Annotated in this window: 10 protein-coding genes; 3 read left to right on the top strand and 7 right to left on the bottom strand. The window is 59.3% G+C overall.

The window, feature by feature from the left end:
- The 4 genes from E8A46_RS21100 to E8A46_RS21085 form a co-directional block, all read right to left on the bottom strand.
- Positions 1–395, bottom strand: a 395-nt coding sequence (locus E8A46_RS21100) for a cation transporter (RefSeq protein WP_291565434.1), incomplete at its 3' end; no start/stop codon positions are given.
- A 264-nt stretch (positions 396–659) separates the two neighbouring features.
- Positions 660–959 carry a hypothetical protein gene (locus E8A46_RS21095; RefSeq protein ID WP_291565432.1) on the bottom strand — a complete coding sequence of 100 codons (300 nt, stop codon included), beginning with the start codon at positions 957–959 and terminating at the stop codon, positions 660–662.
- A 285-nt stretch (positions 960–1,244) separates the two neighbouring features.
- Positions 1,245–1,811 carry a hypothetical protein gene (locus tag E8A46_RS21090; protein ID WP_291565430.1) on the bottom strand — a complete coding sequence of 189 codons (567 nt, stop codon included), beginning with the start codon at positions 1,809–1,811 and terminating at the stop codon, positions 1,245–1,247.
- Between the two features lie 44 nt (positions 1,812–1,855).
- Positions 1,856–2,185, bottom strand: a complete 330-nt coding sequence (locus E8A46_RS21085) for a hypothetical protein (protein WP_291565428.1) — start codon at positions 2,183–2,185, stop codon at positions 1,856–1,858.
- Positions 2,186–2,401: 216 nt separating this feature from the next.
- Between E8A46_RS21085 and E8A46_RS21080 the strand changes: the two genes are divergently transcribed.
- A complete protein-coding gene (locus E8A46_RS21080) occupies positions 2,402–3,514 on the top strand; it encodes an alkene reductase (protein ID WP_291565436.1) in 1,113 nt (370 codons plus the stop codon).
- Positions 3,515–3,601: 87 nt separating this feature from the next.
- Positions 3,602–4,612, top strand: a complete 1,011-nt coding sequence (locus E8A46_RS21075) for an aldo/keto reductase (RefSeq protein ID WP_291565424.1) — start codon at positions 3,602–3,604, stop codon at positions 4,610–4,612.
- Between the two features lie 105 nt (positions 4,613–4,717).
- Here E8A46_RS21075 and E8A46_RS21070 read toward each other — a convergent pair whose 3' ends face one another.
- From E8A46_RS21070 to E8A46_RS21060, 3 genes are all read right to left on the bottom strand, one after another.
- Positions 4,718–5,572, bottom strand: a complete 855-nt coding sequence (locus tag E8A46_RS21070; protein WP_291565421.1) for an oxidoreductase — start codon at positions 5,570–5,572, stop codon at positions 4,718–4,720.
- Positions 5,573–5,639: 67 nt separating this feature from the next.
- A complete protein-coding gene (locus tag E8A46_RS21065) occupies positions 5,640–6,314 on the bottom strand; it encodes an NAD(P)H-dependent oxidoreductase (protein ID WP_291565418.1) in 675 nt (224 codons plus the stop codon).
- A 30-nt stretch (positions 6,315–6,344) separates the two neighbouring features.
- Positions 6,345–6,905: a nitroreductase family protein gene (locus tag E8A46_RS21060; RefSeq protein ID WP_291565416.1), complete on the bottom strand. Its 561-nt coding sequence runs from the start codon at positions 6,903–6,905 to the stop codon at positions 6,345–6,347.
- Positions 6,906–7,043: 138 nt separating this feature from the next.
- Between E8A46_RS21060 and E8A46_RS21055 the strand changes: the two genes are divergently transcribed.
- Positions 7,044–7,873 (top strand): SDR family NAD(P)-dependent oxidoreductase (locus E8A46_RS21055; protein WP_291565414.1); only part of this gene is annotated, 830 nt, incomplete at its 3' end.

Here is a 7,873-nt window from a genome sequence, read left to right as displayed (position 1 = left end):
CCATCGAACAGCGCTGACAAACCAAGAACCGCGTAGTTGATTGCAGCATTCCGGATCGGCTCGGGATATAGGACATGTGCGACGCCTTCATAGAAGGACACCCCGGCCCCGAGTGCAAAAACCATCACGGCGACGACGAAACTCCAGAAATATATTTCACGGCCGTACCCCAGCGGGTGATCGTGATCTGGCGACCTTTCCGCGCGGTGTAGACCGTAAAGAAGCAAAAGCGAGTTTCCAGTGTCGACAACGGAGTGGACACCTTCACTCAACATGGCGGAACTGCCCGTCCATCGGGCCGCACCGAACTTTGTTGCGGCAACCAGAAGATTTCCAACCATTGCCGCGTAAATCACTTTTCGAGAAGAAAGCGATGCCATTCGGCGAGTAGCCATGAATCATCCTCTGGCGAGCGCACGCTGTTTGGAAAATAGTCGATCGGGACACTTCCTCGATTCACCGCCATGCATTCAAATACTCGACTTGGAGGCGCAACTGCAAACGAAAAAGGCTGCGCTTTATACTGCGCGCATGGCGAGCAAGAGAGCGAGCAACTTTCGACCGATGTTCGGGGCGGACTCCCGAAGGGATGGTGAAATTCACATTTTCTCAATCACAGCTTCAGCCGTCGGCGAATATGATCAGCTTAGGATCGCCGGTCATGACTCAGCGTTCGCTGACAAGCGGCGGTGCACTCGTTTAAGCGCTGCGTCCCACTCGTGCTCAGTCGCGTGATCCTCTGCCCCTAGGGCCTCGATCTCAGCCGCCCACTGCTTTGCCAGCCATGCAGATCGCGCCGCACGCACGTCGAGTTCGAGCGGGGGCGTATAGCCGCGCGGCCATGGCGGCCCCTTGTGCTCGATCCCGTACTTGACCCAATGCTGCACCCGCTGCCGGGAGGTTCCCGCAAGGCGCGCGACTTCAGACACCGTCGCTCTGCCGGTCGTCAGCAGTGCCATTGCCGCAATCTTCTTCTTGCTGGGCCTCATGGTGGTGCCGTCCTCCGAGAGCTTTTGACAAGTGACAAGTCGAGCTACTTTTGACAAATGTCAAGTGATGCTTGCAACGACCGCGCCATCGCCGTGAGTCCGACAGCAACGGCCAAGGCTGATGATAAGCGCCACGACGATTGCAGAGCTGGGCGCGAAAATGCATTGCGGTAAATGCGGCGGGAAAGACGTTTTTTGCAAGGTGGCACGGCAGGAGGATACGCCGGGATATGCGAAGAGCTATTGAGTGTTTAGTTAGGCGGGACGCCGCCTTGCTCGGCTCATCATCAGCAACGTCGGAGCATTGACCTTGACGTCATTAACGCTGCGACCGACCAGCCTGTCGAGTTGCTTGGCAGTCAGCTTGCCTTTTGCGAGCAGAGTATCGGCGACACGTTCGATCAAGACACGATGCCGACGGATCAGTGTACGCGTCATGGCGCGCAGCCGGGCTTCGAGCCGATCCCAATCAGCTCCGGTTGTCAGTTCTTCCGACATCAGCGCGATCTGATAACGGTCATCACCGTCGCCGCCCTGTGTCGAGCCAAGGATCACTACTTCGGATTCGGCCCCGGCCATGTACGTTATGATCCGCGCATGCCAAACGGCATTTTCGTGTCGCAACCTGCCGCGTTTCAACCACTCTGCTTCACATTCCAACGGATCAGCGGTGATGCTGTGCCCAGCTCCTCCGACTTCATGGTCCGGCACGATGCTCGCGCCGCCGCACATCAGCGTCAGTACACGCGCGATCACGGCATGACCGGCCTCGTGAACGGCGGTATGGCGCGGATCGTTGAGAGGCTGATCGTCTAAGCTCACGTCGGCTCCTTCGGCCTTTCATGGCATCCGAGGAAATGACGGCCTCAGCTCTCCCCCGGCCTGGCGCCGTTTCTTTTGGATGGGGTTTTCCAGCCGGAAGCGAGCAGACGGAATAGCGCACCCTCGCCCTGATATTTGGCGTCCTTGCGGCATTTTTGCCATCCCACCATTATGGGCCGTCCGCTGCGGTCGCAGACACGCCATTCCCACTCGGTGAAGCTGTGCTCGGTTATCACCACCTCGAACATGGCGAACGCATATCGCCATTGTGGGAACATGTCCTTGCGCCGGATCAAAGCGCATGCCCGAAAAAACCATCGGCCTGCGAGCACGGTTAAAGGCAAAAATAATAAGTGACGAAAAATTTGGGGCAACGATGCACGTCTTGGCCGCACCCGCGAGCGCTTTGCCGTCCTTGCCGACCGCTTTGCTCTCGCATGTTGTCCTTGAAGACCTGCACCGCTTTCGTCACTTGACCAGGATCAAGGCCGGATTTCTGCGGCAGGTGTTGTATTGGCTGCTTGATTATCCGCAAAACTTGCATCGCCGACGACATCCGAAGGAGAAATGCCATGCCGGACAAAAGCGTTATGACCACTCCGCCGAGCGATCTCTTTCAGCCGGTGCGACTTGGTCCCTACCACCTTGCAAACCGCATCGTCATGGCACCGCTTACGCGGAGCCGCGCTGGCGTGGATGGTCTGGCGACGCCCTTGATGGTTGAATATTATGGACAACGCGCTTCTGCAGGCCTGATTATCGCCGAAGGAACGAATATCTCGCCGCAGGGAAGAGGTTATGCCTTTACGCCAGGCATAAATAATGACGCGCAGGTCAAGGCGTGGCGGCCAGTAACCGAGGCTGTCCATTCCCGCGGTGGTCGGATCTTTCCCCAGCTGTGGCATGTCGGACGCGTGTCACATCCTTCGCTGCAACCCGACGGCGCCTTGCCGGTCGCTCCTTCGGCAATTCGGCCGGAAGCCACCTCCTATACCATGGCTGGCTTTGAGCCCTGCGTTACACCACGCGCGCTTGCGACTTCCGAAATCCCCGGGATTATCGAGCAGTATCGCCGCGCCGCGGCGAACGCTCTCGCCGCCGGCTTCGACGGCATCGAAATTCATGCGGCCAACGGCTATCTCATCGAGCAATTCCTGCGCGACAGCACCAACAAGCGAACAGATGCCTATGGTGGGTCACGCGAGAACCGCGCGCGTCTGCTGCTCGAAGTGATAGAGGCCGTGGTGAGCGTCTGCGGCGGCGACCGCGTCGGGATCCGCCTTTCGCCGGTCAGCCCGGTCAACGGTGCGGCCCTCGACAGTGATCCCGCCGGAACCTACGGTTACGTCGTGGAACGATTGAACGCATTCGGTTTGGCCTACATCCACATCATCGAAGGCGCCACGCAAGGGCCGCGCGAGGTCTCAGGCGGTTTCGACCTGCAGATTTTGAGAAGGTCGTTCAACGGACTGTATATCGCAAATAACGGTTATGACCTGGAGCTGGCCCTTGAGGCGCGGCGCCACAACCTCGCAGACCTCGTCGCATTCGGCAGGCTCTACATTTCCAACCCGGATCTCGTCGAGCGCTTGCGCGCTGGCGCACCGCTAAACATTCCCGATCGCGCAACCTTCTTCGGCGGCGGCGCAGCCGGATACACCGATTATCCGTTCATGACGCCGATCAAGAGTGATGCTGCCTAAGGCCGAGCTTTTCCTCCCTGGCAGACGGATCGGGGGCAGCAGGACAGCTGCTATCCCGGTTCGCGATAGCATCACAAGGATTGAACAATGCCAAATGTCACGCTCGAAACGACGACCATTCCCGGCACTAACCTCACTCCCTCGCGCATCGCGCTTGGAACATGGGCGATCGGCGGATGGATGTGGGGCGGAAGCGACGATCAGGAGTCGATCCGGACAATCCGGAGCGCCATCGATCGCGGCATAACCATCATCGATACGGCACCGGTCTATGGCTTCGGCCATGCGGAGGAAATTGTCGGCAAGGCGCTGGCGGAAAGCGGACAACGGAAAAATGTCCTTATTGCCACCAAGGTCGGCCTTGATTGGCGCGACGGAGCGCCGTTCCGAAACGCGAGCAAGGCGCTAATCCAGAAGGAGATCGAGGATTCACTGCGTCGGTTGCGTACGGATGTCATCGATCTCTATCAGGTTCATTGGCCAGATCCGAGCACCCCTATCGAGGAAACGGCGCGGGCGCTTGCGGAGCTGCACCGGGCGGGCAAGATTAGGGCGATCGGTGTCAGCAATTTCAGCCCGGCACAGATGGATCTATTCCGATCCGTCGCGCCGCTGCACTCCGTGCAGCCGCCGCATAATCTGTTCGAGCGCGAGGCTGAGAAGGACATCCTGCCCTATTGCCGCGACAAGAACATTGCAACGCTCGCCTACGGCTCGTTGTGCCGCGGCTTGCTGAGCGGCCGGATGAAGGCCGATTCGAGCTTCAACGGCGACGATCTGCGACGTACCGATCCCAAGTTCCAACCCCCGCGCCTGCAACAATATCTTCATGCGGTCGAGCAGCTCGATGCGTTCGCGCGTGAAAAGTACGGCAAGCGCGTCCTCCATTTGGCGGTGCGCTGGGTGCTCGATCAGCAGCCGCTGAGTATCGCGCTCTGGGGCGCCCGACATCCCGATCAACTTGATCAGGTCACCGAGGTCATGGGCTGGAAGCTGGACAGCAATGCGTTGATGGAGATCGACCGCATCCTCTCCGATTGCATCCGCGATCCTGTCGGACCGGAATTCATGGCGCCGCCAACACGTTTCGCCGCGTAAGGCGGCCTTAGACAAGGCAAGTCGTGCGCCTGCTTGCCGGCGCCAGCCTGGCTCAAAAACCTCGCTTCTGCCGCTCGAACGAAACGATATCGCGCCGACGGTGCGTCAGGCTGCAGGGTAGTCCGCAGCCAAAGTCGTCGGCTTCCAGCGTTCGACCTCCTGAAGCATCGACTTCAACTGGTTTTCGACGTTGTCGAAGCCGGCGCGACCCAGCACCAAATGCAGCGGAGGCGTGGGTGATTGTACCGCTTCGATAACGGCCTCCGCAGCCCGCGCCGGATCGCCCGCTTGCTTGCCGCTATATCCCGCCATTTCGCGCCGACGTGCACTGGACGTCTGCTCGTAATCGCTGATGAATGTGGCCGATTGTTTCAGGGATCGTCCGGCCCAATCGGTCCGGAACGGACCTGGCTCGACGACCAGCACACGGATCCCCAGCGGTCCCACTTCCTTGGCGAGGGACTGCGACAAGCCTTCAACCGCAAATTTCGTGGCCGCGTAGTAGCCCGACCCCGCAAAGCCGACGATCCCGCCGACGGAAGCGATATTGACGATACATCCATGCCGCCGAGCGCGCATTCCCGGCAGAACCGCACGGACCATGGCGGCGAGACCGAAGAAGTTCGCCTCGAACATGGCACGAATGTCCTTCTCCTCGCCTTCTTCGACGGCAGCCAAATAGCCGTAGCCGGCGTTGTTGACGAGCACATCGATACGGCCAAACACGCGTTCGGCCTCACTGACGGCGTGCTTGATCTCTTCGGCATTCGTCACATCCAGCGGAAGCGCGATCGCCTGGCCCTTATGCCCGGCGATAATGTCATAGAGCTTCTTCGGATCGCGCGCCGTCGCCACGACGCGAAACCCGTGTGTGAGAGCCGAGCGGACAAACTCCCGGCCAAAGCCGCTTGAGCAGCCGGTCACAAACCATACAGGGGCATCAATTTGGCTTTTTGCCATGAGTCATTCTCCTTTTTGATCCGAAGCAACGATCGGCAGGAACGTCTTCGGGGCCGTCCAAATTGTTCTAGCTCGCGGGGAAATGCCGCTGTGCGCAGGAACGTACCAGCACCATGTGCTGCTCAGCGACCGGTTTCGGGAGCTGGGGCACGACCTCGTCGAAATGCAGATGCTCCAGCAATTCAAACCCGGCGGAGCGGAAGACATGCGTGTCTTGCAGAACCTGCACGGCATTCCAGTTGCCACTTTTAACCAGCAGCGGCAACGGTGCTCCGGAAATCGTGATCAGAACTGCTTTCTTTCCGGAAAGCAGACCTCGCACGACACCGTTATGGGATTCATAAGCAAATCCGCGCGCGAAGATCCGATCGATATACCCTTTCATCATCGCCGGCATCGACATCCACCACAATGGATAGATGACGGTGAGAACGTCTGCGGCGCGGATATCATCTTGTGCCTTCGCCACGTCGGTTCGGGCTGGATGATCGGCATCGACCGGCACAAGCTCCTGCGCGGACAGTACAGGGTCGAATCCCATGCGGTACAGATCGCATGTCCGCTGGCTATGCCCGAGCCTTTCCAACTCGGCGGCATAACTACGAGTCAGCCCCATCGTGAAGCTATCTTTGGCAGGATGGGCAACGACGATGAGATGCTGCATATCACTGACTTTCTTTGACTGGGCTTTGATCGTCCGTAATGAATAATCTGTCCAGTCCAAGGCGAGACGCATAACCATGTCTGTCGGCGTCCCGCCCGGAGACGGTTCTCAGCCAACCCAGCGGATCTGAGGCTCGTTACGAGGGACGGGCGGCGGGGCAGCCTTGGGATATCCAACGACGATTGGCGCAACCGGCACCCAGGCGGGAGGAAGGCCGAGCGCATTTTTTCCATCGGACGTATTGAGAAAACTCTGCGCAAACCCGATCCAACAGCTGCCGAGCCCAGCGGCGTGTGCGGCGAGCATGAGATTTTCGGCCGCCAACGCACTATCCTCGACGATCCAGGGACCCTGCGCGCTGGCCGAGATCAGAATCAACACAGGCGCGTGATAGAAGATGTGAAAGTCCGGGTCCACAAGATGGGGCCGGAGATGATCGGATAGCGAATTCGCGGGCATCGTCGCAAGCATGTGCGATTTGGCCTCGCGCGAGATTCGATCGAGCACGCCTTGATCGCGCACGACCGTGAAGGTCCACAGTTGTTGGTTTACGGCACTCGGCGCTTGGACTGCCGCATCGATCAGCGCACGGATCAATTTCTCGTCAACTGTCTGGGCGGTGTATTCACGCACCGCACGACGGCCGGTGATTGCGTCATTGAGATCCATCGATCAGTCTCCTGCGGAGGAAGCTGCAATAATTCAATGATTGGTAAGCCTCCTCGATGACGGCGCGTTTGATCCTGATCAAGCCTTCAGTCATGGACGGAGTTTAGGAACGCCGTTGACGCAGAAAGTGAGACACACATGCGCTTACGGAACAAGGTTGCGATCATTACCGGAGCCGGCACCGGAATCGGCGAAGCAATCGCGCAAAAGTTCGCCCGCGAAGGCGCGCGGCTTGTCTTGAGCGGCCTGCCTGCCGATCCGGTACAGGACGTCGCCGACGCGATCACGAACGCCGGCGGTCGAGCAATCGTGCACCTCGGCGACCTTGCGGAGGAATTGCATGCTCGAGAGTGTGTCGAGCTCGCGCTGCAAAGTTTCGGGTCGCTCGACATTCTCGTCAGCAATGCCGGCATTTTCATCGCCAACGCCGCGACCGATGATTATCGCATCGAGGACTTCGATCAGACCATCAGGAACAATATTCGGACGGCATTTCTGGTGACAAAGTTCGCCTTGCCGCATCTGCGGGCGAGCCGGGGCAATATCGTCTTCACCGGCTCGGAATCCGGACTGAACGGTTCTCCCAGGTTCACCCCCTATGGCGGAAGCAAGGGCTTCCTTCATGCCTTCATGAAGGGCGTTGCCTTGGAGCAGGCGCCGTACGGCGTACGCGCCAATTGCGTCTGCCCGGGTCCCGTCGACACGGCGTGGACCAGAGGCGCCGACAGTCCGATCGGCCAGGCCGAGCAATTGGGAATCGACGCCATGGTTCCTCTTGGTCGGCGGGGAACGCCAGAAGAGATGGCCAACATCTTCGCGTTTCTCGCGTCCGACGAAGCGAGCTACGTGACTGGCGCGCTGTGGCTGGCCGATGGCGGTGTTACGCCGGCCAAAAGCGATATCGGCGCGCAGGTGCCCTCCGATCTGCGGCGCGCTCCGGATGGCGTGCTCTCTTTGAAGCATTCGCA

This window comes from Bradyrhizobium sp. (genome assembly GCF_004799445.1).
Taxonomy (GTDB): domain Bacteria; phylum Pseudomonadota; class Alphaproteobacteria; order Rhizobiales; family Xanthobacteraceae; genus Bradyrhizobium.
The sequence above is the reverse complement of the archived record's forward strand: the minus strand, read 5'-3'. Positions and strand labels throughout refer to the sequence as shown.